Raw genomic sequence first — 23,523 nt, forward strand, 5'->3', positions numbered from 1 at the left:
GTTCGGTTCAGCGCTGACAGTTCGGGCACCAGTACAGCTTGCGGGCGCCCATCTCCTCGAGGAGGATGTTCGTCCCGCAGACCCGGCACGGCAGTCCCTCCCGCTTGTAGACCCAGTGGCGATCAGCGCGGTTGGCCATCGCGAGGCGGTAGTCGGCCGCCGACAGGTCGTCCATCGTCATCATCTGGCCGGTCTCGACCCCGGTCGCGAGCAACCGCGTCCAGTCGAGCCAGATCTCGCGAAGCGTCTCGACGGGGACCGTCTTCCCGGTGCGGTGCGGATCGAGACGGGCGCGGAACAGCAGTTCGGCGCGGTAGACGTTGCCGATCCCGCTGATGATCTGCTGATCCATGAGGAGCAGACCGATCGGGGAACCCTTGCGGTGTGCACGCGACACGAACCGCTCCCCCGCCTCCGCGCTCGGGTCGAGCAGTGGATCCGGTCCGAGCCGATCGATGACGGCCTGCGCCCCGGCGGCGTCGATCACCTCGCAGGCGGTCGGCCCGCGGAGGTCCGCCACGGTCGTCTCGGTCAACAGCCGCACGCGCACCTGACCCACCGGTTCGGGTGGGAACCGCTCGTCGATCTCGGCGAGTGGACTCGACTGCTCGGACATCCGGACCCTGGCCCGGCGCGGTGCACCGATGCTGTGCAGGGAGTTCTCCCCGTCCGCATCGTGGATCGGCGCATCGTCGTCGTCGAGCACCGTCCCGCGCTGGTTCGTCTGCCCCATGCGGCCGTTCGAGGCGGCGATGGTCGGGTCCGACCGGATCTCACCGGCGAAGTCCCACGCGCCGTACAGACCGAGGTGCACCCGCAACCACAGTCCGTCGTCGAACTCGAGGAACATCTGCTTGCCCACGGCCTTGGCGTCGGTGACCGTCCGGCCGTCGAGCACGGCGGCACCCTCGGCGAAGCGCCCCTGGGGAGACGACACGGCGACCCGGTGTCCGACGAAGTTCTGAGCGAACTGTCGGGCGATGCGATGGACGGAGTGCCCCTCGGGCATGGTGACTCCTCACTCGGTGGGGGCGCGATCCGGCGCGCCGCGCGGTGGCGGTGGAGGACGCGTCAGGCGTCGACGTGCTTGCCGGCGATGGTGCCGGTCGCCTCGAACTCGGCGAGCTGGGCGATCCGACGGGCGTGACGTTCCTCGAGGCTGAACGGCTCGGCGATGAACGCGTCGATGAAGGACACCGCCTCGTCGGTGCTGTGCTGGCGCGCACCGATCGAGATCACGTTGGCGTCGTTGTGCTGCCGAGCCAGCTGCGCCGTGCTGAGGTTCCAGACGAGCGCCGCGCGGACACCGACGACCTTGTTCGCGGCGATCTGCTCGCCGTTACCCGAGCCGCCGAACACCACGCCGAGGGCGTCCACACCGGCCTGCTGGTCGCGCACGACGGCCTTCGCCGCGTTGATGCAGAACGCCGGGTAGTCGTCCAACGCGTCGTACTCGGCCGGGCCGTGGTCGACGACGTCGTGACCGGCCGCGCGCAGGTGGTCCTGCAGGAACTGACTGAGCTCGAGACCGGCGTGATCGGTGGCGATGTGGATGCGCATGTGGAAAGTCTAGGGTTCCGGGCGCCGGCGTCGCGTCAGTCGAAGATCGGGTCCGCCGTGCGGCTGCGCTTCAGCTCGAAGAAGCCCGGGTAGGCGGCAGCGGCGACGACACCGTCCCACAGCGCGAGCGCCTGCTCGCCCTTCGGCGCCGGCGAGATGACGGGTCCGAAGAACGCCACGTCGTCGATCGCGATGACGGGGGTGCCGACGTCCTGGCCGACCCGTCCGATGCCGTCGAAGTGGCTCTCGCGCATGGGCCCGTCGTAGGCGTCCGTCGTCGACGCTTCGGCGAGCGCCGCCGGGAGCCCGGTCTCGGCGAGGGCTTCGGCGATCACGGCGTCGACGTCCTCCGCGCGTCCGCCGGGGTGGATCCGCGTGCCGAGCGCGTCGTAGAGCGGCTTGACGACCGCGTGTCCGTGTTCGGCTGCCGCGGCGGCGACGAGCCGCGTGTATCGGAGCGCCCGGGGGAAGAAGGCCCGGTAGTCGTCGCTGACGTCCTGGTCCTCGTTGAGGACGGCGAGGCTCATGATGTGCCAGTGGACGTCGAGGTTCCGGGCTTCGGTGACCTCGTCGACCCAACGCGAGGTCATCCAGGCCCACGGGCAGGAGGGGTCGAACCAGAAGTCGACGCGGGTGGTGTCTGCAGCGGAAGTCGTCATGCCGTCACCCTACGCGCCGATCCCCGTCGACTCCCCCGAAACCGATGGACGGCGGGTCTAGGCTGGTTGACCGTGCCGCGGTCGTCACGAGCGACCACGTGCAGTTCACACGTCACGTGTCCATCAACACCAGGGAGCAGTTGTGCCAGGAGAGAACCTCACCCGAGTCGAAGCCCAGGAGCGCAGGGCGCTCGTCGACACGTCGAGCTACGAGGTCGTGCTCGACCTCACGACCGGTCCCGAGGTGTTCCGCAGCACCACGACGGTGCGCTTCACCGGTGAACCGGGTGCCTCGACCTTCATCGACGCCATGACGCGCACCGTCCACTCCGTCACGCTGAACGGCGTCGAGCTCGACCCGTCGACCGTCTCCGACGGCGTGCGCATCCAGCTCGACGGCCTCGCTGCGGAGAACGTGCTCGTCGTCGACACGGACGCCGAGTACACGAACACCGGTGAGGGTCTCCACCGCTTCGTCGACCCCGTCGACGGCGAGGTGTACCTGTACAGCCAGTTCGAGGTGCCGGATTCCCGTCGGGTGTTCGCGGTCTTCGAGCAGCCCGATCTGAAGGCGACGTTCACCTTCACGATCACGGCGCCCGCGGCCTGGCAGGTCGTCAGCAACTCCCCGACGCCTGAGCCGGTGCCGGCTCACGACGGCGCGGCGACCTGGAGCTTCGCACCCACGCAGCGCATCTCCTCCTACATCACCGCGATCGTGGCCGGCCCGTACGACGTGGTGCGCAGCGAGCTCGCCTCGAGCGACGGCCGGACCATCCCGCTGGGCGTCTTCGCTCGCAAGAGCCTGGCGGAGTACCTCGACGCCGACTACATCTTCGAGAAGACGCGTCAGGGCTTCGCGTACTACGAGGAGAAGTTCGCGTACCCGTACCCGTTCGAGAAGTACGACCAGCTCTTCGTCCCCGAGTTCAACGCGGGCGCGATGGAGAACGCCGGCGCGGTGACCTTCACCGAGACCTACGTGTTCCGCTCGAAGGTGACCGACGCGATCAAGGAGCGCCGGGTCGTCACGATCCTGCACGAGCTCGCCCACATGTGGTTCGGCGACCTCGTCACCATGAAGTGGTGGAACGACCTGTGGTTGAACGAGTCGTTCGCCGAATGGGCTTCGACGATCGCCACCGCTGAGGCCACCGAGTGGACCGAGGCGTGGACGACGTTCAACGCGATGGAGAAGACCTGGGCCTACCGCCAGGACCAGCTGCCGTCGACGCACCCCATCGTCGCGACCATCAACGACCTCGAGGACGTCCAGGTCAACTTCGACGGCATCACCTACGCCAAGGGCGGCTCCGTCCTGAAGCAGCTCGCCGCCTGGGTGGGCATCGAGGCGTTCTTCGCCGGCGTCGGCAACTACTTCCGCAAGCACGAGTTCGGCAACACCGTGCTCGACGACCTGCTCGTCGAGCTCGAGGCGACGAGCGGCCGCGACCTCCGCGAGTGGTCCAAGCTGTGGCTCGAGACCGCCGGGGTCGGGACGCTGAGCCCGGAGTTCACGGTTGACGCCGACGGCGCGTTCACCGCGTTCGCCGTCCGTCAGACGGTCCCCGCGGACTACGACACGCTGCGTCCGCACCGCCTCGCCATCGGCCTGTACCGACTGCAGGACGGCAAGCTCGTCCGCACCCAACGCGTCGAACTCGATGTCGACGGGGCGCTCACCGAGGTGCCGGAGCTCGTCGGTGAGACGCAGCCCGACCTGGTGCTGCTGAATGACGACGACCTCGCCTACGCGAAGATCCGCCTCGACGAGCGGTCGCTCGCGACGGCGATCGGCCACCTCGCCTCGATCGAGGACCCGCTCGCACGCTCGCTGGTCTGGGGCGCCGCCTGGGACGCGACCCGCGACGCCGAGTCGAGCGCCTCCGACTACGTGGAGCTCGTCCTCGGGAACATCGCCACGGAGACCGAGTCGACGACCCTGCGCACCACGCTCGGCCAGCTCGGTCTGGCCGCGCGCAACTACGTCGCTCCGGAACACCGCCTGGCGACCATCTCCCGGGTCGGCGACGCGCTCTGGACGCTCGCCCAGGAGGCGGAGGCCGGCTCCGATGCGCAGTTCCAGTTCGTGAAGTTCTTCGCCGCCCTCGCCTCGACCCCCGAGCACGGCGAGCACCTGCGTGCACTGCGCGACGGCTCCGCGGCACTCCCGGGCCTGGAGATCGACACCGACCTGCGCTGGGAGCTCCTCGAGGGCCTGGTCCTCCTCGGTCTCGCGGACGGTTCGGACATCGATGCGGCGTTCGCCGAGGACAACACGGCGAACGGTGCGCAGGCGGCCGCTCGCGCACGGGCGACGATCCCCACCGTCGAGGGCAAGCGCGCAGCGTTCGACTCGGTCGTCGAGCACGACGACCAGCCGAATGCGATCGTCCGGAACGTCGGTCTCGGGTTCGGGCATGTCATCGACCCGGCCGTCCTGCAGCCGCTCGTCGAGCCGTACTTCGCCGCGCTCACCTCGGTCTGGGAGTCGCGCAGCTACAAGATCGCCGAGTACATCGTCGAGGGGCTTTACCCGGCGGCGCTCGCCTCCACCGAGCTCCGCGACCGCACCCGCGCGTGGTTGGAAGCCAACGCCGATGTCCCGGCACTCCGACGCATGCTCGTCGAAGCCCTCGCCGGGGTCGAGCGGGCGCTCGCGGCACAGGCACGGGACGCCGCGTGATCCACTCGGCCGGATAGCACTCCGGTACCAGGATCCTCTGGCGAGAACCCCTCCACGGCACGACCCGCTGTGGAGGGGTTCTCCGTATCCTGGAGGGATGCGCCGACCAGTGAACGACGACCGACCCTCAGGGTCGTCCTCGTCGTGACCGCTCGGAAGCCGTCCTCCGACCGGGACCGGGCCGCGACGGAGGCCGCACTGATGCTCCCGCGCCCACCCGGGGTCGTCCGACGCTGGTGGTCGAGGCATCCGTGGACCGCCGACTCGCTCATCGCCGCCGGGTACCTCCTCGTCGCGCTCTCGGTCAGCACCGTCGAGTGGTTCGACGTCGACCTGGCCGCCCAGCCCGGCCGCATCGCGCTCGCCGTCGCGATCGTGGGCATCACGACACTCGCCGTCCTGCTCAGGCGACGGCGCCCGCTCGCGATGACCGTGCTCGTCATCGCCGTCGGGCTCGTCTCGGTCGCACAGACGGTGGGCGTCGACGCGTTCGCCGTGCCGATCCTGCTCTACTCGGTGGCCGTGTACCGGACCGTCGCACTCGGCTGGCAGGCCTTCGCCGCCGCCGCGGTCGTCGCCGTCCTCGCCCCGTTCCTGCCCTGGGCCGCACCACATGAGCCGGGAGAGCCGCAGCAGACCATCATCTCGGTCGTCCTCTTCGCGCTCTTCGGGCTGCTGATCGGGATCAACGTCGGCAATCGCAAGCGGTACGTCGAAGCACTCGTCGATCGGGCGGCGCAGCTGGCCCGCGAGCGCGACCAGCAGGCCCAGCTCGCCGCCGTCGCCGAGCGGACCCGCATCGCCCGCGAGATGCACGACATCGTCTCCCACAGTCTCACCGTCATCGTCGCGCTCAGCGAGGGGGCCCTGGCGACGAAGGACCCGGCGGCGTCCCGGTCCGCCATGACCGCCGTCACCGACGCCGCCCGCGGCTCCCTCGTCGACATGCGACGCATGCTGGGCGTCCTCCGCGAGACCGGCAGCGCACCCCTCGCTCCGCAACCCGACGCCGCGTCGATCCCCGCGCTCGTCGAGACCTTCCGCGGGCTCGGCCTGCCGGTCGCACTCACCGTCTCGGGGCCGTCGACGGACGACCCGTCGATCCTGCTCGCCGTGCACCGCATCACGCAGGAAGCGCTCACGAACGCGCTGCGGTACTCGGAGCGGCCGAAGCGCGTCGACGTCGTCATCACCACCGACGACGAGCACCTCGAGCTCATCGTCGAGAACGACGGGTCGATTCCGGACGCGCCGTCGCTCGGCGCCGGCCAGGGGTTGCTGGGCCTCCGCGAACGCGTCGCGTTCCAAGGGGGTCGGGTCACCGCCGGAGCCGTCGGCGATCGGCTGTGGCGCGTCCATGCCGTCCTGCCGCTGGAGCCACGCCCGACGAGAACGTCCCCGCCGACCACCGAACCACGAGGAACCACACCATGACCGATCCCGTCCGCATCCTGCTCGTCGACGACCAACAGCTCATCCGGCTCGGTTTCGGTCTCGTGCTCGGCGCGGAGGACGACCTGGACGTGGTCGGTGAGGCTTCGAACGGCGCCGAGGCGATCGACCTCGCCGCCAGCCTGCGGCCGGACGTGATCCTCATGGACGTCCGGATGCCGGGACTCGACGGGATCGAGGCGACCAGGAGGATCGTCGCCGCGAACCCCGACAGCCGCATCATCATCCTGACGACCTTCGACCTCGACGAGTACGCCTTCGGAGCGCTGCGGGCCGGCGCGAGCGGCTTCCTCCTGAAGGACGCCCTGCCGAACGAGCTGACGTCCGCGATCCGCGCGGTCCACGCCGGCGACGCCGCCGTCTCGACCCGCATCACGAAGCGGATGCTCGAACTCTTCGCGACGGCCCTCCCCGGCACCCCCACGGCCGCCGAGGACGGCTCGGCAGCAGAACTCGCCGAGCTGACACCGCGGGAGCACGACATCCTCGTCGCCATGGCGGAGGGGCTGAGCAACGCGGAGATCGCCGCCCACTTCGTCCTCTCCGAGTCGACGGTGAAGACGCACGTCGGTCGCGTACTCATGAAGCTGCAGCTGCGCGACCGCGTGCAGGCGGTCATCTTCGCCTACAAGCACGGACTCGTGCGTCCATGACCATTCACGCAGGCACCGTCCGGCTCGCACTCGGGCGGCTCGCACGGTTCACTCCGGGTCGCTCGATACACTGAGGCCCATATGAACTGGGATGAGATCTGGCCTGACGTGACCGCCTTCCTCTGGACGGCGGGGTGGAAGATCATCGGCGTGGTGGTCGTGATCGGCCTGGCGTTCGCCGCCGCATGGGTGCTCCGATTCGTCATCCGACGCGTCGTCGGCCGCATCGTGAGTGGCGTCAAGAAGAGCGCCGACGTCACCGACACGCAATCGCTGCTCGCCTCGCCGCTCGCCGCCGTCCGACTCGTCCAACGCACGCGGACCCTCGGCACCGTGCTCAGCAACATCGTCAACGTCACCATCGTCATCGTCGCGGCCATCCTCGTCGTCAACGTCATCGACTCGAGCATCATCGGCTCGTTCGCCCTGCTGACGGCCGCGGTCGGTGCCGGCCTCGGTTTCGGCGCGCAGAACATCGTCAAGGACATCCTCAACGGCCTGTTCATGGTGGTCGAGGACCAACTGGGCGTGGGCGACGTGGTCGACCTCGGACCCGCCACCGGTGTGGTCGAGACCGTCGGCATCCGGATCACCCAGGTACGCGACGTCAACGGCACGCTCTGGTTCGTCCGCAACGGCGAGATCCTGCGGGTCGGCAACATGTCACAGGGGTGGTCGCGGGTCATCATCGACCTGGCGATCCCGTACGACACCGACGTCGAGGCCGTCCAGGAGCGCATGCTCGACACGGCGAACGAACTCGCCCACGACCCCAAGTGGCGCTCCCGCATTCTCGAGAAGCCCGAACTCTGGGGTCTCGAGTCGATCTCGGGCGACGCACTGGTCATACGCCTCGTCATCAAGACGCGCACGAGTGCCAAGGACGACGTGGCTCGCGAACTGCGGATGCGGTTGAAGCGGGCCGTCGACGAGATGGACGTCAAACTGCCGTCGCTCAATAGCATCGTCCTCTCGGGCTTCGAGGGTGCCGCAAGCGTGACCGGTTCGCGTCCCCCGCGCACCCACCCGACCACGGTGGTCCCTCCACGGGCGCCGAAGACCAAGCGACCCCCGAGAGGGCAGCAGTGACCGACTCCCAGGCACCAGGCATGTCCTTCTACGAGCAGGTCGGCGGACACGCCACCTTCAAGGCCCTCGTGGACGAGTTCTACCGCGGCGTGGCCGGCGACCCCGTCCTGAAACCGATGTACCCCGAGGAGGACCTCGGTCCGGCGGCCGACCGGCTGATGCTCTTCCTCGAGCAGTACTGGGGTGGGCCGGGCACCTACAGCGCCGAACGCGGCCACCCGCGTCTCCGGCTCCGACACCAGCCCTTCCACGTGAACCCCGACGCTCGCGACCGCTGGCTGCTGCACATGCGCGCCGCCGTCGACAGCCTCGACCTCGCGCCGGTGCACGAGGCGACGCTCTGGGACTACCTCGAGCGGGCAGCCCACGCCATGGTCAACACCTTCGACGAGGACCCAGGGGCACCGCGCCGCAGTCTTCTCTGATTCCGGCCGCACGGTCGTAGGATCGGACGCACGTCCGTGCCGAAGGAGTCAGCAGATGCCAGCAGCCGTCCCGCCCAACCCGTCCGCCGATCGAACCGAGGCCGACGCGATCGTGATCGGCAGCGGGCTGGCCGGGCTCGTCGCCGCCGCAGAGCTCATCGACGTCGGCAAGCGGGTCATCCTGCTCGAACAGGAGCCGGAGTCGAACCTCGGTGGCCAGGCGCACTGGTCGTTCGGCGGCCTGTTCCTGGTCGACTCCCCCGAGCAGCGCCACCTCGGCGTCCGTGATTCGCTCGAGCTCGCGACCCAGGACTGGTTCGGCGCAGCAGCGTTCGACCGTCCCGAGGACCACTGGCCCAAGCGCTGGGCGGAGGCGTACCTCGATTTCGCCGCGGGCGAGAAGCGCGCTTGGCTCCACGACCAGGGCGTGCGGTTCTTCCCGGTCGTCGGCTGGGCGGAACGGGGCGGTTACGGCGCCATCGGCCACGGCAACTCCGTTCCCCGCTTCCACATCACCTGGGGCACCGGACCCGGTGTCGTCGCGCCCTTCGTCCGACGGGTGAACGCCGGCGTCGAGGACGGCACGGTGTCGGCTCACTTCCGGCACCGTGTGGACGAGCTGCTCACCGAGGACGGCGCGGTCGTCGGCGTACGCGGCTCCGTGCTGGCCCCGTCGCATGCCGAGCGCGGGGCTCCGAGCTCGCGCGAGGTCGTCGGCGAGTTCTCGTGCAAGGCGCCCGCGGTGCTCGTCGCGAGCGGTGGCATCGGGGGGAACCACGATCTCGTCCGCGAACAGTGGCCGGCCCGGCTCGGGACGCCGCCGACGACCATGCTCTCCGGTGTCCCCGCGCACGTCGACGGACGCATGCTGGCGATCAGTGAGCGTGCGGGCGGGCATCTCATCAACGGCGACCGGATGTGGCACTACGTCGAAGGCATCACCAACTGGGATCCGATCTGGCCGCAACACGGCATCAGGATCCTGCCGGGGCCGTCCTCGCTCTGGTTCGACGCGACCGGGAAGCGGCTCCCGGTGCCGCTCTTCCCGGGCTTCGACACGCTCGGTACCCTCGCGCACCTGCGCGCCACCGGCCACGACCACAGCTGGTTCGTGCTGACCCAGCGGATCATCGAGAAGGAGTTCGCGCTGTCGGGGAGCGAGCAGAACCCCGACCTCACCGGGAAGGACCTCGGGCTGCTCGCGAAGCGCATCGGCCCGGGAGCGCCCGGGCCGGTCGAGGCGTTCAAGGAGCACGGCGCGGACTTCGTCGTCGCCGACACGCTCACCGAACTGATCGCCGGCATGCAGGAGCTGAGCCCGGAGACGCCCATCGACGCGGGGAACGTCATCGCCGAGGTGGAGGCTCGCGATCGCGAGATCGACAACCCGTTCACGAAGGATCTGCAGATCACCGCGCTCCGCGGTGCCCGCTCCTACCGGGGCGACAAACTCATCCGCGTCGCCGCACCGCACCGGCTCCTCGATCCGAAGGCCGGACCGCTCATCGCGGTGAAGCTGCACGTCCTGACCCGTAAGAGCCTCGGTGGACTCGAGACCGACCTCGCGAGTCGGGTCCTCGGCCCGGACGGGAACCCGGTGCCCGGCCTCTACGCCGCCGGTGAGGCGGCTGGCTTCGGCGGTGGAGGGATCCACGGCTACCGCGCGCTCGAGGGGACCTTCCTCGGCGGGTGTCTGTTCAGCGGTCGGACCGCCGGCCGCGCGATGGCAGGCGCCTGAGGATCAGGACACGGCGCCCGCGAGCACATGCCCGCGTCGGGTGCTCAAGCGGACCCATCCGCCTGAGCGGAAGACGGCCGCGCGCTCCGGCTCGGCGATGAAGCCGAGGCCCACCGCGGCGAACGCGGCACCGGTCGGGAGTCCGTGGCCGTCGCCGAGGGGCCGCGACCACACCTGCGACCGCACCTTCTGGACGATCTGATCGCCCACCGCGGTGGGGAGCGTCTCGGCGATCTCCGAGGCCCCCGTCCTGGCGACGAGTTCCAGCTCGATGGTGTCCATGTCGCCCGCACGTTCCCAGCCGCCACGGGGCGGTGCCTGCCCGACCCACGGGGCCGTCCTGGTGGACGGCGGCAGCTCGAGCGGCACGGTCTCGCGGGCATCCGCTATCAGGTCCTCGGCAGCGACCCCGCCGAGCGTTCGGACGATGCGGTCGATGAGTTCACGCGGGGTCGCGAGGACGTCGGCCGTGGCGGGTTCGGCGAGGGCGAAGGTGCGCATCCCGATGATCGTCGGACTCCGGTCGAGCAGGCCCTGCGGGTGCAGCACCGGGGCGGAGACCGCCAGGACGTCCCCGGCAGCCAGGAGTCGCACGCCGGAGTCGTCGATCCGGGCGGCGCGTGCGAGGAAGGTGCGGAGGTCGGCGAGCGAGGTGGCGTCGAGGAGCTGCAAGGTGGTGGACATCTCCTCTCAATCTACGCCACCGCCGCGTGCGCTCCGGCACCGCGTCGCCAGGGCCTGGATAGACTCGGCGGGTCGGGTCGAGCATCGACGACCGAGCCTCGGCCCCCCGGATGAAAGGCGTGTTCGCGTGAAGGAACCGATCCACTCCCTGCTCACCGCACTCGACCTCAGTGCTCCCGGTGTCCGGACCGACGAGGACATCTTCACCGGTCCGTCCCAATGGATGCCGCAGGGGCGGGTCTTCGGTGGTCAGGTGCTCGCCCAGTCCGTCGTCGCCGCTACCCGGACCGTCGACGCCGAGCGCATCATCCACTCGATGCACGGGTACTTCCTCCGACCAGGCGACGTCGACCTGCCGATCACCTTCGCGGTCGACCGCATCCACGACGGACGCTCGTTCGCCACCCGGCGCACCCAGGCATACCAGAACGGGGTGCCGATCCTCTCGATGATCGCGTCCTTCCAGACCCAGGACGAGGGCCCGGAGCATCAGATCGAGCTGCCCGACGGGATCCCGGACCCGGAGACGCTCCCGTCAGCCGCCGAGCTCCTCAGCGGGATCGACCACCCGGCGGCCGAGGCGTGGGCGACGGGACGCCCCTTCGACCTCCGACACGTCGGCTCCCCCGTCTACCTCCGGGTGGAGGGCGAGCGGACCACCCGGCAAGCGGTGTGGTTCAAGACGATCGAGGACCTGCCCGACGACCCGGCGCTGCACCGTGCCGCGCTCGCCTACGCGAGCGACTACACGATCCTGGAGCCGGTGCTCCGTCGACACGGCGTCCCGTGGGCCACCCCGGGCATCAAGATCGCCAGTCTCGACCACGCCATGTGGTGGCACCGACCCGCCCGCGTCGACGAGTGGCTGCTCTACCTGCAGGATTCCCCGAGCGCCACGGGCGGACGAGGTCTGTCCCTCGGGCGCATCTACGATCGGGCGGGTCGCCTCGTTGCGAGCGTCGCCCAGGAGGGCATGGTGCGGTTCCCGACGCCTCGGTGACCGGCGTCGCTCAGCGCCGCGAGAACTCGATCGGATCCTCGAGGAACGGCTCCCATGCGGCACGTTCGACGTCCGAGATCCGGCGCGGCTTGAGCGTCTTGGCGTCCACCATGACGACCGTCGTGGAGGCTCGGGCGTACAGCGTCTGCGATGCCCCGCCCAGCGGCGAGTAGACCTCGTACGCGACCTGCAGGCTGGCTCCGCCGATCTTGCCCATCCAGAGCTGGACGTCGAGCGGATCGCGCTGGTACGGGATCGGGGCCAGGTACTCGATCTCCTGGTGCGCCACGAGCGTCAGCGTCTCGGCCTCGAGGCTCGCATCGATGACCGCGGTCGGCGGGACGTCCTCCGACGCCAGCGTCGGGATCCAGAAGACGCGGACGCGCGCCTCCTCCAGGAGCTTGAGCATCGAGGCGTTGTTGACGTGGTTGAAGGCGTCGAGGTCGCCCCACCGCAGTGGGATCGGCACGTGGAGTCTGGTCATTGCTGGGCCCTCCGTGGGTCGGGGACGTACGGGTCGTGAACGGACGACGGCCCACCGGCAGAAGCCGATGGGCCGTTCGCACGAGTCCTAGTCGCGCGTGAGCTTGCGGTACGCGGAGCGGTGCGGCTTGGCCGCGTCCGGTCCGAGGCGCTTGATCTTGTCCTCTTCGTAGGACTCGAAGTTGCCCTCGAACCAGTGCCAGTTCGACGGGTTCTCCTCGGTGCCCTCGTACGACAGGATGTGCGTCGCGATGCGGTCGAGGAACCACCGGTCGTGGGTGATGACCACGGCACAACCCGGGAACTCGAGGAGCGCGTTCTCGAGGCTCGAGAGCGTCTCGACGTCGAGGTCGTTGGTCGGTTCGTCGAGCAGCAGGAGGTTACCGCCCTGCTTGAGCGTCAGCGCGAGGTTCAGGCGGTTCCGCTCACCACCGGAGAGGACACCGGCCTTCTTCTGCTGGTCCGGGCCCTTGAACCCGAACGTCGACACGTAGGCGCGGGAGGGGATCTCCTGGTTGCCGACCTGGATGTAGTCGAGCCCTTCGGACACGACCTCCCAGAGCGTCTTATTGGGGTCGATGCCCCCACGGGACTGGTCGACGTACGAGAGCTTGACGGTCTCGCCGACCTTGAGCTCGCCGGCGTCGAGCGGCTCGATGCCGACGATGGTCTTGAACAGCGTGGTCTTACCGACACCGTTCGGGCCGATGATGCCGACGATGCCGTTGCGGGGCAGGCTGAAGGACAGGTCGTTGATGAGGACGCGTCCGTCGAAGCCCTTCTCGAGCTTCTTGGCCTCGAGGACCGTCGAGCCGAGTCGCGGACCGGCCGGGATCTGGATCTCCTCGAAGTCGAGCTTCCTGGTGCGCTCGGCCTCCGTCGCCATCTCCTCGTAGCGAGCGAGACGAGCCTTCGACTTCGCCTGGCGGCCCTTCGCGTTGCTGCGGACCCACTCGAGTTCGCTCGCGAGGCGCTTGGCGAGCTTCGCGTCCTTCTTGCCCTGGACGTTGAGACGCTCGCCCTTCTTCTCGAGGTAGGTCGAGTAGTTGCCTTCGTACGGGTACAGGCGACCGCGGTCCACCTCACAGATCCACTCTGCGACGTGGTCGAGGAAGTACCGGTCGTGGGTGACGGCGAGCACGGCGCCCGCGTACTGAGCGAGGTGCTGCTCGAGCCAGAGCACGCTCTCGGCGTCGAGGTGGTTGGTGGGCTCGTCGAGGAGCAGGAGGTCGGGCTTCTGCAGGAGGAGCTTGCAGAGCGCGACGCGACGCTTCTCACCACCGGAGAGGTGGGCGACCGTGGCGTCGGACGGCGGGCAGCGCAGGGCGTCCATCGCCTGCTCCAGCTGCGAGTCGAGGTCCCAGGCGTCAGCGGCGTCGATCGCCTCCTGCAGCACGCCCATCTCGGCGAGCAGGGCGTCGAAGTCGGCGTCGGGCTCGGCCATCGCGAGCGAGATCTCGTTGAAGCGGTCGATCTTGCCCTTGATCTCGCCGACGCCCTCCTGGACGTTCTCGAGCACCGTCTTGTCCTCGTCGAGTTCCGGCTCCTGCATGAGGATGCCGACGCTGAAGCCCGGCGTGAGCTTCGCCTCGCCGTTCGAGGGGGTGTCGATCCCCGCCATGATCTTCAGGATCGTGGACTTACCGGCACCGTTCGGGCCGACGACGCCGATCTTCGCTCCGGGCAGGAACGCCATCGTCACGTCGTCGAGGATGAGCTTGTCGCCGACCGCCTTGCGGGCGCGGACCATCGAGTAAATGTATTCAGCCATGTCGCCGTCCAGTCTACGGGCGGACCCTCCGTTTGCGCTGCACGACGACGCCCGCGATGACGGCCGCCGCCGCGATCGCGCAACTCGTCGTCACCTCGAGGAGCCGGGCGGGTCCGCCGAAGAACATCGACACCAGCAGCGCGACGAGCGCGACGACGACCACGAGGGTGAGCCACGGGTGTCCCCACATGCGGATCCCGCCGACGCGGTCGCTGCTCTCCGACGCCGAGACCTGATCGAACCGTCGGCTGCGCAATTGAGCGACGGCGATCACGATCCACACGAAGATCGCGATCGCGCCGGTGGAGTTGACGAGGAACGTGAAGACCTCGTCCGGTGCGAGGTAGTTCAACAGGACGCACACGAGCCCGACGATGGCCGAGCACAGGATCGCGACCGCCGGTGTGCCGCGTCGTGTCGTCGCGCGGACCGCTCGCGGGGCCTCCCCGCGGCCGCCGAGTGAGAACAGCATGCGCGACGCCGTGTACAGCGAGGCGTTGAGCGTCGACAGCAGGGCCGTGAAGACGATGATGTCCATCGCCACCCCGGCACCGGGGATCCCGGCGGCGTGCAGCATGGTGACGAAGGGACTGATCCCCGGCGTGATCTCCGTCCACGGCACCACGATGAGGACGACCAGGATCGAGCCGATGTAGAACAGCAGGATCCGCCAGACGACCGAGTTCACCGCTCGCCGGACGGCACCCTTCGGGTCCACCGATTCTCCCGCCGCGATCGTGGCGACCTCGGCACCGAACATCGAGAAGATGATCGGCAACAGCGCAGCCAGCACGCCGCCGATACCGAACGGCAGGAAGCCCCCGTCGGTCGGAGCGAGGTTGGCGACGGTCGCCGTCTCGGTCGGGATGACGCCGACGATGATGAGCGATCCGAGCGCGATGAACAGGATCACGGCCGCGATCTTGATCGACGAGAACCAGAACTCGAACTCGCCGAACGACTTCACGGAGACGAGGTTGGCGGCGAGGAATGCGACGGTGATCACGAGCGCCGGGATCCACTGCGGGAGACCGGGCACCCACTGGCTGACGATCTGCGCTGCGGCCGTCGCCTCGATGCCGACGACCACGACCCAGAACCACCAGTAGAGCCATCCGATCGCGAGACCGGCCCAGGGACCGATGAATCGCGAGGCGTAGGCGGAGAACGACCCGGTCTCGGGCGATGCGGAGGCCATCTCCCCCAACATGCGCATGACGAGCACCACGACCACGCCGGCCAGGGCGTACGCGAGGATCACGCCGGGCCCTGCTGCGAGGATCGCCGTGCTCGACGCCACGAGGAGCCCGGCGCCGATCATGCCACCGAGGGCGATCAGCGCCAGATGACGAGGCTTGAGCGTGTGCGCGAGCGCCGTCGGCGCGACGGCCAGACGTTCGTCGGCCAGGAAGACAGCCTCGGTGGCAGGTTCCCCGCCAGGTGATGGGTTGGCGGTCATGCAGTCCCTCGATTCCGGATCGAGCCACCCAAGAGGTGGCAACATCTGAAATTTCAGGTTATGGCATGCCCACGACTTGCACCAGTCCGGAAGCGGTCGGCGGCTCTACCAGTCGATCGCGCGGGTGACCCCGATGAGGCATCGACCGGTGTCGAGCTGCGACACCACCGACGAGTGGTACCCCGTCGCCGGCCCGTTCTGCCCGAGGATGCACTGCCCTTGCCACCGGATGGCGAACTGGATCGAGTCGGCCGGCTCGCCGATGCTCGTCGTGTCCGAGGAGACCTCCATCTCCGCCTTCGGGAAGCCGGCGGCGACGAGACCGTCGATGATCGCCTGGCCGCCTGCGGCGGGGTTCGCGGCGAGCGTCGCGGCATTGACGGCGTCGAAGAACGGCAGGTTGTCCGTGGCGGTGCCCTCGGGGAGCAGCACCGGCGCCGCCGGAGCGGTCTCCGTGGCGGTCGGCGTCTGGCTCGGCGTGGCCGTCGGCTCGGGAGCGGTCTGGGTGCAACCGGTCACGACGATGCCGAGCAGGCCGAGCACCACGCCGGCCCGGACGCCGGCGATCGACGAGCGGCGACGGATCGAGGTGACGGCTGAGACGGGGCGGTCGCGGAGGCTCTTCTGCACGCCGAGCAGTCTACGCGGCGCGTCAGAACGGCGTGTCCTGCGGCGGTGCCGACGCCCATTCCCCGGTTCCGGAACCGGTCGACTCGGATGCGGCGGGCGCCGGGTTCGCCCCCGCTCCGACCGGCGACTCACCGGACCCCTTCGGTTGCCAGCCGATGTCGGGCCCGATGTGATCGGCTTCGATGTCGACCGACGTCCCTCGTCGCTCACCCTGCTCCCAATCGCGGATCCGCAACCGACCGAGCACGATGACGCGCTGTCCTTTGACGAGCGATGTCGCGGAGGCGGTCGCCAATCCGCGGAAGGCGCTCACCGTGTACCAGTTCGTCTCCTGCGCGACCCAGGAACCCTGCTTCTGGTCGTACCGACGTTGCTGCGACGCCAGGCGGAAACTGGTGATGTCCAGCCCGGACGTCGTGCGATGGTGCTTGGGGTCTGTCGCGACGTGTCCGCAGACGGTGATCTGGTCGTTCATGGGTTCCTCTCCTGTCGGTCCGACGATCCTGGCGGCGGATCGCGGAAGCGTCCGGGGCGGGTCCGTGCCGATCGCCGCCCCGGACGCGCTGCCAGCCTCTCCGATCCCGTAGGCCCCGTGGCGAGCCGGGCGGCCCTCGTCGATGTCCACAACCGCGCACCTCGCTGTGGAGGACCCTCGCTCCGCTCTGACCAGGGCCGATGTCGGTGGCCCCGCATACGCTGACGAATACCAGCCGGCAGTCCCAGTCCGGTATCGCCCCACCAGCGCACGAGGAGTCCCATGCCCAACGCCCTGAGCATCCGTCCCGGCTACTGGCGCGTGACGACCCCCGACGGCCGCGTGCTCGGCAACATCGAGGCCGTCGGAGCGGACGGCGTTCCGGAGTACCGGGCCAACCGGTTCAGACCGGCGGTCCTCGGGTACGCCCCACTGGGCAGCTTCAGCGATCTCGCGGTCGCCATCGACGCCTTCCGCAACTGAGCGACGACCCTCCCGCCGTTCCCATCGAACCCGGTGCGTCGCCCGTGTTCACGCCCGAACGAGGGGTAGTCTGCGGCCCATGCAGTGGTGGAATGACTTCGTAGAGTGGGTGACCTCAGCTGAGGTCCGCCCCATGCTGTTCGCTGCGGCCCTCTTCATCGTGGCCGTCGTGGTGTCCTCCCTCGTCGCCGCCGGCGCAAGCCGTCGCGCGCTGCGAGCCATCGTGGACCAACGCGACCGAGAGCAGAAGAACGTCGCGATCCTGGCGCTCGTCGACGCCGCCACCGAGGCCAGCGTCTGGAACTCGCTCACCCCGCAGGAGCAGGTGCTCAGCGATCGGGCCGTCGCCCAGGCCGACACCCTCGTGCGACTCAGCCCGATCAAGGGTGCGGCCGTCGCCGCGGACTGGGCGAACCACCAGCTCCACGAGATGAAGCGCAACTCCGCCACGTTCGGGTACGAGTTGGACCCGGTGGTCGAGGACTTCCGCGACCGCCTCGTCGAGTGGTCGAAGAAGCCGGCACGGGCCCGAAAGGACTTCGACGGAGACCTCCGTCGCTGGCGCGCCGAGTCCACAGGATCGGAACAGGCGCTCGTCGCGGAGCAGGAGTCGTGGGTCGCCAAGCAGCACCACGAGCAGTACGCCGCTGTGAAGCCCGCGTCCACCGCCCCGGCTGCACGGCCCGGCGACATCACCCGCTCGACGGGCGGCACGATCAACACCAGCACGACGCAGCGCATCATCGACGACGTCGCGGTCCTGGAAGCCGAACGCAAGCAGTCCAGCGTCAGCTGACCACCGCGACTGACAGACGGCGGCCCGATCATCCGATCGGGCCGCCGTCTTCGTGTCAGGGGTGCGTGGTCAGCACCACCAGGTGTCGAACGTGCTGACCGGGACCTGCCGCTTGTGCTCCGTCGCCGCGTACCGGGCCTCGATCGCTTCGGCGGCCACCGGATCGATCTCGCTCCCCTCGAGGAAGTCGTCGATCTGCTGGTAGCTGAGTCCGAGGTTCTCCTCGTCGGTCTGGCCGGGGGTGCCGTCGAGGAGATCGGCGGTCGGGGCCTTCAGATACAGGCGTTCCGGAGCGTCGAGCGACTCCAGGAGCGCCCGCCCCTGACGTTTCGTCAGGCCACTGAGCGGGAGCACGTCGGCCCCGCCGTCGCCGAACTTCGTGAAGAAGCCGGTGACCGCCTCGGCCGCGTGGTCCGTCCCGACCACCAGGAGCCCCTGCTGACCGGCGATAGCGTACTGCGCGACCATCCGTGCGCGCGCCTTCGCGTTGCCCTTGACGAAGTCACTGAGGGGTTCGCCGGTCGCATCCGCGTACTCGGCTTCGAACCCGTCGACCGCACGTTGGATGTTGAACACGACGGAGTCGTCCGGGCGGATGAACGACAGCGCCAACTGGGCGTCGTCCTCGTCGTGCTGCACGGCGTACGGCAGACGGACGGCGACGAACCGGGCCTCGCCACCCTCGGCTCGGACCTCTTCCGCCGCGAGCTGGCACAGGCGCCCGGCGAGCGACGAGTCCTGTCCCCCGCTGATCCCGAGCACGAACCCCTTCGTGTGCGTCGCCCGCAGGTACGACTTCAGGAAATCGATCCGGGAACGGACCTCGGCCGACGGGTCGATCGTGGGGCTGACATGGAGTTCCGCAATGGTGCGGGCCTGGATCTCGCGCATGTCCCCAGGCTACTCGCTCACCGGAGGCGCACCCGGAACTCCGAGGCACTTGCAACACACCGGAAACACGGCTCGGTGGGCGAGGCGGGTCTCAGGCCCAGCCGAGCTCGTGCAGCCGCTCGTCGTCGATGCCGTAGAAGTGCGCGATCTCGTGGACCAGGGTGGTGTGGATCTCGTCGGCGAGCTCGTCGACTGTTTCGCACGCCGCCAGATGCGGCTCGCGGTAGACGATGATCCGGTCGGGCATCTCGCCGAAGCCGTAGCGGTCGCGCTCCGTCAGGGCGACGCCGTCGTACAGCCCGAGCGTGTCGAGCGTGCCGTTCTCAGGCCGGTCCTCGACGACGAAGACGAGGTTGTCGAGACCGTCGACCATCTCGTCGGGCAAGCGGTCGAGTTCGTCCACCACGAGGGCTTCGAACGCCTCGGTGTCCAGCTCCAACATGCCCGCTCCCCGGATACGACAGAAGCCGGAGGGATCCTCCGGCTTCTGTACGACATGGGGTGAGTAACGGGGCTTGAACCCGCGACCTCCTGGACCACAACCAGGCGCTCTGCCAACTGAGCTATACCCACCATGCGACCTGCTCCGCGGAGACCGCGTCACAAGCGACTGGACGAGTCTATTACATGTTTGGGGCGTACCGTGACACGACCGCTTCCGAAACCTGCTTCGCGTCGTCGGAGGACGGGCCGGGGAGGTCGACGAACAACGCTCCGCGGTAGTAGGCGAGCTCACGGATCGACTCGAGGATGTCCGCCAGCGCGCGGTGTCCGCCGTGCTTCGACGGGGCGTTGAAGTACACCCGCGGGTACCACCGACGGGCCAGTTCCTTGATGGAGGAGACGTCGACGTTGCGGTAGTGCAGGTGGGCGTCGAGCCGCGGCATGTACCGCGCGAGGAATCCTCGGTCGGTCCCGATGGTGTTCCCGGCCAGCGGAGCCTTCGACTCATCGGGGACGAAGCGCTGGATGTACTCGATGACCTGGAACTCGGCGTCCGCGACGCTCACGCCGTTCGGGATCTCCTCGAGCAGCCCCGACGTGCGGTGCATGTTCGTCACGAACTCACCCATGTTGTCGAGTGCCGACTGGTCGGGCTTGATCACGACGGAGTAACCCGGGTCGAGGATGTTCAGTTCGAAGTCGGTGATCACGACGGCGATCTCGACGAGTTCGTCGACCTCCAGCTCGAGTCCGGTCATCTCGCAGTCGATCCAGACCAGACGGTCCCCAGCTGTGCTCATGGGTCGAGTCTACTCAGCACGACCGACGCCGCCGGTTCCGTAGACTCGAGCGGTGATCATCGCCATCTCCGCCCTGCTGCTCGTCAACGGTGTCTACAACGTCGTCGTCTGGCCCCGCTTCCTCAAGCGGATCGTCGCCGACCCGCGTGCCCGCGACGATCAGGGACGTGCGACGACGTTCCTACGCGTCCACGTCATCCTCATCAGCATCGCCCTCGTCCTTGCAGCCCTGTCGCTCGTCTTCGGAGTCCTCGGCCTCCTCGGCGTCGGCGCCTGAGACACCGCTGCGGTATCCTGGACGACGCCCGCCTCCGTAGCTCAGGGGATAGAGCAGGAGCCTTCTAATCTCTTGGTCGCAGGTTCGAATCCTGCCGGGGGCACACCACCCTTCGACAAGCTCAGGGACCGGAACCCGAGTCCTGACCCCTCGACACGCTCAGGGACCGATGACCGGAAGCTGACCCTTCGACCAGCTCAGGGACCGAGAACCAGGACCTTGGGTTTTAGCAACGGAGCCAGGGGCTCCAGCGTTTCGCTTCGTCGCGCGCGAGGGCGTCGAGGACGAGCGCGGAGACCTGGTCCGCGGCGCCGGTCGCCTCGATGCGGAGACCGGCGTCGAGGTCGGGCCGCTCCCGCTCGATGAACGCGTCCTCCTGGAGGGTCCACCCCGCGAGCCAGTCGACGCCGTCACCGCGCCCGATGAGGCGGTCGGTGCGCTGCACCACCGGCGCGACGAGCCACAGCACCGTGTCGGCGAGTATTCGCGACGCCCGCGACGACGACCCGCAACCCTCGACGATGAGTGGACGGTCACTCGGCACGAGGTGCGCCTCCGCACGGGCGGACCGTTCCCAGTCCCAGCGCCGCCACTCCCCCGCGCGCCGCTCGGAGAACGGTGTGAGGATCCACTCGACGAGGAGTCGAGCACCCTCGTCGAGCCCCTCCCACCCCGGATACAGGTCGTCCATGTGGACGACCGTGCTGGCCGTCAATGCGGACGCCACCGAGGAGGCGAGCGTCGTCTTCCCCGTGCCCGACCGTCCGTCGATGAGCAGGACCGGCGGAACCGCGCTCACTGGCCCACGACCCGGAACGTGCCGGCGAGGACCGCCGTGGACAGCGCGAAAGCCATGATCACGATCGTCACCAGGACGGCGACGGGGTCAGCCCGGCCCAGGCGGGACGGTCTGGCCCAGGTGCGTTCGTTCGGTGCCCCGAACCCCCGCGCCTCCATCGCCGTCGCGAGCTTGCTCCCGCGGCGGATGGCGAACACCAGCAGCACGAACGCCATGGACGCGAACCGCCGGACCACTCCCCGGTCCCCCAGCCCACGGGCACGACGGGCGAGCGCGAGACTGCGCCAGTCGTCGATGAAGAGTCCGAGCATCCGCGCCCCAGCAAGGATCCCGAGCACGAACCGCGACGGCAGCTTCGTGATCTGCGACAAGCCGTCGGCCAGATCGGTCGGATCCACCCGCGCGAAGAGCAGGATCGTCGGGAGACCGAGCGCCAACACGCGGATCGTCACGGCGACCGCCAGCTCGATCGAGTTGTCCGTCACCCTGACGAACCCGAGCGACAGGTACTCCGTCCCTCCCGGCTTCGCGTACAACAGCATGCTGATCCCGCCGATGGGCGCGAAGACGAGCACCGGCAGTGCCCGCTTCAGCAGCGCGGTGAACCGCAGGCCGGAGAGCGGGAACAGCATCACTTCGAGCAGCACCGCCGTGCTCGCACTCACCCAGTCGATCGTCAGCAGCAACGGGACGGACAGGATGAGGACGGCCAGCACCTTCGTCACCGGATTCACGCGGTCGAGTGGCGGTCGATGGTGCAACACCGTCGAGCGGTCCGCTGCCGTGAGGCTCGTCATGCGGCCCGCCTCCCGAGTTCCAGCGGTTCGAGGAGGATGCGATGGTCGCCCAGATGTTCGACGACCCCCGCGTCATGCGTGACGGAGACGATCGTCGCGCCGCGCTCGAGCTCGTGCTGCAGCAGGCGGACGAGTGACAACCACGTGCGTCGATCCTGCCCGAACGTCGGTTCGTCGAGGACCATGACCGCCGGCCGGGCGGCGAGGACGGTGGCCACCGACAACCGGCGCTTCTGACCGCCCGAGAGGCTGAACGGGTTCGCCTCGGCAAGACGACCGAGACCGAGCGCCTCGAGGATCTCGGAGACCCGCTCGTCGATGGCGGTCCGGGACCAGCGGAGGGCCTGCAGGCCGACACCGAGCTCGTTCCGCACGGTCGATGAGACGAACTGGTGCTCGGGATCCTGAAAGACCGTCCCGATGCGTGTGAGCAACTCGGTGGACTTCCAGCGGATCGGCCGGGATCCCAGCCTGCCGGCGAGCTGCGGAGCGGCGGTCACCGTCCCCGTGATCTCCGGCAGCAGGCCCGCCAGCGTGAGCGCAAGCGTGGACTTCCCCGCGCCGTTGGGGCCGACGATGACGGTCGCCGCGCCCTCGGGCACCGCGAGCCCCAGGTGCTCCTGCACCGGCTGCTTCCGCGTTCGACCGATCGCCAGGTCGTCGGTCGTGATGACCGCCGCTGGTGGGCCGGACACCGGACGAGGGGCCAACCCCAGCGGGATGCCCGGCACCCAGACGCCCGCATCGGCCAGGCGCTGCCCGACGTCGTCGAGGACGAGGTCGGGTGGCCCGTCGGCGAGGACACCGCCGTCGGCGTCGAGCACGACGACCCTGGTCATCAGCTCGCGCCAGACGTCGACGCGGTGTTCGATGACGACCAGGGTGGACGAACCGTCATCGACCAGCCGAGCGACGGCGTCCCGCACCTCGGCCACCCCGGCCGGGTCGAGGTTCGCGGTCGGTTCGTCGAGCAGGAGGAGCGAGGGGTGCATGGCGAGTACGCCGGCGAGGGCCAGCCGCTGTTTCTGACCGCCGGACAGCGCCGAGGTCGAGTGGTCCAGCGGCAGGTCCAGTCCGACGGCCTCCAGCGAGGCGTCGACGCGGCGCCAGATCTCCTCGCGCTCGACGCCGAGGTTCTCGCAGCCGAAGGCGACGTCGTCGCCGACCTTGGACAGGATCACCTGCGAGTCGGGATCCTGCAGCACGAGCCCGATGCGACCCCTCGCTCGTTCAGGCGGAACGCCGTCCACGACGAGCGAGCCGTGGGACTCCCCCTCGTCCGCACCGCCGAGGACGCCGGCCAGTGCGTGGATCAGCGTCGACTTGCCGGCACCGGACGCCCCCAGGAGGAGGACCCGTTCGCCCGGTTCGATCACGAGGTCGAGGTCGTGCACCGCCCAGGCCTTCCGACCGGCATGACGCCACCCCCAGTCCCGCGCGACGACGCGCGCCGGACCGGTAGCTCCCGGCAC

25 protein-coding genes and 2 tRNA genes are annotated in these 23,523 nt (G+C 69.1%); 11 read left to right on the forward strand and 16 right to left on the reverse strand.

Going from position 1 to position 23,523, the window contains the following annotated elements:
* Window positions 1-7: 7 nt before the first annotated feature.
* The 3 genes from ACZZZB_RS01580 to ACZZZB_RS01590 all read right to left on the reverse strand — a co-directional run bounded on the left by ACZZZB_RS01580 (window position 8) and on the right by ACZZZB_RS01590 (window position 2,219).
* Entirely contained in the window at window positions 8-1,009 is a 1,002-nt protein-coding gene (locus ACZZZB_RS01580; protein ID WP_463528828.1) for an Fpg/Nei family DNA glycosylase, read from the reverse strand.
* A 62-nt stretch (window positions 1,010-1,071) separates the two neighbouring features.
* Window positions 1,072-1,560: a ribose-5-phosphate isomerase gene (locus ACZZZB_RS01585; protein ID WP_085510673.1), complete on the reverse strand. Its 489-nt coding sequence runs from the start codon at window positions 1,558-1,560 to the stop codon at window positions 1,072-1,074.
* 35 nt (window positions 1,561-1,595) lie between these two features.
* Window positions 1,596-2,219 carry a mycothiol-dependent nitroreductase Rv2466c family protein gene (locus ACZZZB_RS01590; RefSeq protein ID WP_192018100.1) on the reverse strand — a complete coding sequence of 208 codons (624 nt, stop codon included), beginning with the start codon at window positions 2,217-2,219 and terminating at the stop codon, window positions 1,596-1,598.
* Between the two features lie 142 nt (window positions 2,220-2,361).
* On the opposite strand from ACZZZB_RS01590, the gene pepN reads away from it, so the two are divergent.
* From pepN to ACZZZB_RS01620, 6 genes are all read left to right on the forward strand, one after another.
* Window positions 2,362-4,905 (forward strand): aminopeptidase N, encoded by a 2,544-nt coding sequence (gene pepN / locus ACZZZB_RS01595; RefSeq protein WP_463528829.1) that lies wholly within the window; start codon window positions 2,362-2,364, stop codon window positions 4,903-4,905.
* A gap of 144 nt (window positions 4,906-5,049) precedes the next feature.
* Entirely contained in the window at window positions 5,050-6,339 is a 1,290-nt protein-coding gene (locus ACZZZB_RS01600) for a sensor histidine kinase (protein ID WP_274499786.1), read from the forward strand.
* Entirely contained in the window at window positions 6,336-7,010 is a 675-nt protein-coding gene (locus ACZZZB_RS01605; protein WP_191940907.1) for a response regulator, read from the forward strand. The genes ACZZZB_RS01600 and ACZZZB_RS01605 overlap by 4 nt, the downstream gene beginning before the upstream one ends.
* Window positions 7,011-7,091: 81 nt before the next feature.
* The gene (locus ACZZZB_RS01610; protein WP_079705699.1) at window positions 7,092-8,099 is read left to right on the forward strand and encodes a mechanosensitive ion channel family protein; all 1,008 of its coding nucleotides are present in this window, start codon (window positions 7,092-7,094) and stop codon (window positions 8,097-8,099) included.
* A 20-nt stretch (window positions 8,100-8,119) separates the two neighbouring features.
* On the forward strand, window positions 8,120-8,524 hold the full coding sequence (locus ACZZZB_RS01615) for a globin (RefSeq protein ID WP_079705698.1): 405 nt from the start codon (window positions 8,120-8,122) through the stop codon (window positions 8,522-8,524).
* Between the two features lie 55 nt (window positions 8,525-8,579).
* On the forward strand, window positions 8,580-10,262 hold the full coding sequence (locus tag ACZZZB_RS01620) for an FAD-binding dehydrogenase (protein ID WP_463528830.1): 1,683 nt from the start codon (window positions 8,580-8,582) through the stop codon (window positions 10,260-10,262).
* Between the two features lie 3 nt (window positions 10,263-10,265).
* On the opposite strand, the gene ACZZZB_RS01625 is transcribed toward ACZZZB_RS01620, so the two are convergent.
* Complete coding sequence (locus ACZZZB_RS01625; protein WP_463528831.1) at window positions 10,266-10,946, reverse strand: hypothetical protein; 681 nt, start codon at window positions 10,944-10,946, stop codon at window positions 10,266-10,268.
* Window positions 10,947-11,073: 127 nt separating this feature from the next.
* Between ACZZZB_RS01625 and ACZZZB_RS01630 the strand changes: the two genes are divergently transcribed.
* Window positions 11,074-11,946 carry an acyl-CoA thioesterase gene (locus ACZZZB_RS01630; RefSeq protein ID WP_234993952.1) on the forward strand — a complete coding sequence of 291 codons (873 nt, stop codon included), beginning with the start codon at window positions 11,074-11,076 and terminating at the stop codon, window positions 11,944-11,946.
* 10 nt (window positions 11,947-11,956) lie between these two features.
* On the opposite strand, the gene ACZZZB_RS01635 is transcribed toward ACZZZB_RS01630, so the two are convergent.
* From ACZZZB_RS01635 to ACZZZB_RS01655, 5 genes are all read right to left on the reverse strand, one after another.
* A complete protein-coding gene (locus tag ACZZZB_RS01635) occupies window positions 11,957-12,430 on the reverse strand; it encodes an acyl-CoA thioesterase (protein ID WP_064295138.1) in 474 nt (157 codons plus the stop codon).
* A gap of 87 nt (window positions 12,431-12,517) precedes the next feature.
* On the reverse strand, window positions 12,518-14,200 hold the full coding sequence (gene ettA, locus ACZZZB_RS01640) for an energy-dependent translational throttle protein EttA (protein WP_285025283.1): 1,683 nt from the start codon (window positions 14,198-14,200) through the stop codon (window positions 12,518-12,520).
* A 13-nt stretch (window positions 14,201-14,213) separates the two neighbouring features.
* Window positions 14,214-15,659: an amino acid permease gene (locus ACZZZB_RS01645; protein WP_463528832.1), complete on the reverse strand. Its 1,446-nt coding sequence runs from the start codon at window positions 15,657-15,659 to the stop codon at window positions 14,214-14,216.
* Between the two features lie 105 nt (window positions 15,660-15,764).
* Entirely contained in the window at window positions 15,765-16,289 is a 525-nt protein-coding gene (locus ACZZZB_RS01650; RefSeq protein ID WP_463528833.1) for a DUF6993 domain-containing protein, read from the reverse strand.
* Window positions 16,290-16,311: 22 nt separating this feature from the next.
* Window positions 16,312-16,764, reverse strand: coding sequence for a single-stranded DNA-binding protein (locus ACZZZB_RS01655; protein WP_463528834.1), 453 nt, complete (start codon window positions 16,762-16,764; stop codon window positions 16,312-16,314).
* Window positions 16,765-17,046: 282 nt separating this feature from the next.
* Here ACZZZB_RS01655 and ACZZZB_RS01660 point away from each other — a divergent pair, with 282 nt between their 5' ends.
* Window positions 17,047-17,247: a hypothetical protein gene (locus ACZZZB_RS01660; protein WP_064295136.1), complete on the forward strand. Its 201-nt coding sequence runs from the start codon at window positions 17,047-17,049 to the stop codon at window positions 17,245-17,247.
* Window positions 17,248-17,380: 133 nt separating this feature from the next.
* Window positions 17,381-18,043 carry a hypothetical protein gene (locus ACZZZB_RS01665; protein WP_426736926.1) on the forward strand — a complete coding sequence of 221 codons (663 nt, stop codon included), beginning with the start codon at window positions 17,381-17,383 and terminating at the stop codon, window positions 18,041-18,043.
* A gap of 69 nt (window positions 18,044-18,112) precedes the next feature.
* Here ACZZZB_RS01665 and nadE read toward each other — a convergent pair whose 3' ends face one another.
* The 4 genes from nadE to orn all read right to left on the reverse strand — a co-directional run bounded on the left by nadE (window position 18,113) and on the right by orn (window position 20,178).
* On the reverse strand, window positions 18,113-18,934 hold the full coding sequence (gene nadE, locus ACZZZB_RS01670) for an ammonia-dependent NAD(+) synthetase (protein WP_463528835.1): 822 nt from the start codon (window positions 18,932-18,934) through the stop codon (window positions 18,113-18,115).
* A gap of 91 nt (window positions 18,935-19,025) precedes the next feature.
* A complete protein-coding gene (locus tag ACZZZB_RS01675) occupies window positions 19,026-19,376 on the reverse strand; it encodes a metallopeptidase family protein (protein ID WP_463528836.1) in 351 nt (116 codons plus the stop codon).
* A gap of 55 nt (window positions 19,377-19,431) precedes the next feature.
* A tRNA-His gene (locus ACZZZB_RS01680) sits at window positions 19,432-19,507 on the reverse strand.
* Window positions 19,508-19,557: 50 nt separating this feature from the next.
* A complete protein-coding gene (orn, locus tag ACZZZB_RS01685; protein WP_064295132.1) occupies window positions 19,558-20,178 on the reverse strand; it encodes an oligoribonuclease in 621 nt (206 codons plus the stop codon).
* A gap of 52 nt (window positions 20,179-20,230) precedes the next feature.
* Between orn and ACZZZB_RS01690 the strand changes: the two genes are divergently transcribed.
* A complete protein-coding gene (locus tag ACZZZB_RS01690) occupies window positions 20,231-20,455 on the forward strand; it encodes an SCO4848 family membrane protein (protein WP_229938567.1) in 225 nt (74 codons plus the stop codon).
* Between the two features lie 30 nt (window positions 20,456-20,485).
* Window positions 20,486-20,558, forward strand: a tRNA-Arg gene (locus ACZZZB_RS01695).
* Window positions 20,559-20,681: 123 nt separating this feature from the next.
* Here the strand turns inward: ACZZZB_RS01695 and ACZZZB_RS01700 are convergent.
* Genes ACZZZB_RS01700 through ACZZZB_RS01710 form a run of 3 tightly spaced genes read right to left on the reverse strand, consistent with a single transcriptional unit; the run spans window position 20,682 to window position 23,523 of the window.
* On the reverse strand, window positions 20,682-21,254 hold the full coding sequence (locus ACZZZB_RS01700; protein ID WP_463528837.1) for a nucleoside/nucleotide kinase family protein: 573 nt from the start codon (window positions 21,252-21,254) through the stop codon (window positions 20,682-20,684).
* The gene (locus tag ACZZZB_RS01705) at window positions 21,251-22,051 is read right to left on the reverse strand and encodes an energy-coupling factor transporter transmembrane component T family protein (RefSeq protein ID WP_463528838.1); all 801 of its coding nucleotides are present in this window, start codon (window positions 22,049-22,051) and stop codon (window positions 21,251-21,253) included. The genes ACZZZB_RS01700 and ACZZZB_RS01705 overlap by 4 nt, the downstream gene beginning before the upstream one ends.
* On the reverse strand, window positions 22,048-23,523 hold the full coding sequence (locus ACZZZB_RS01710) for an ABC transporter ATP-binding protein (protein WP_463528839.1): 1,476 nt from the start codon (window positions 23,521-23,523) through the stop codon (window positions 22,048-22,050). Before ACZZZB_RS01710 ends, ACZZZB_RS01705 begins: the two co-directional genes overlap by 4 nt.

Source organism: Plantibacter sp. AC185, from assembly GCF_979258065.1.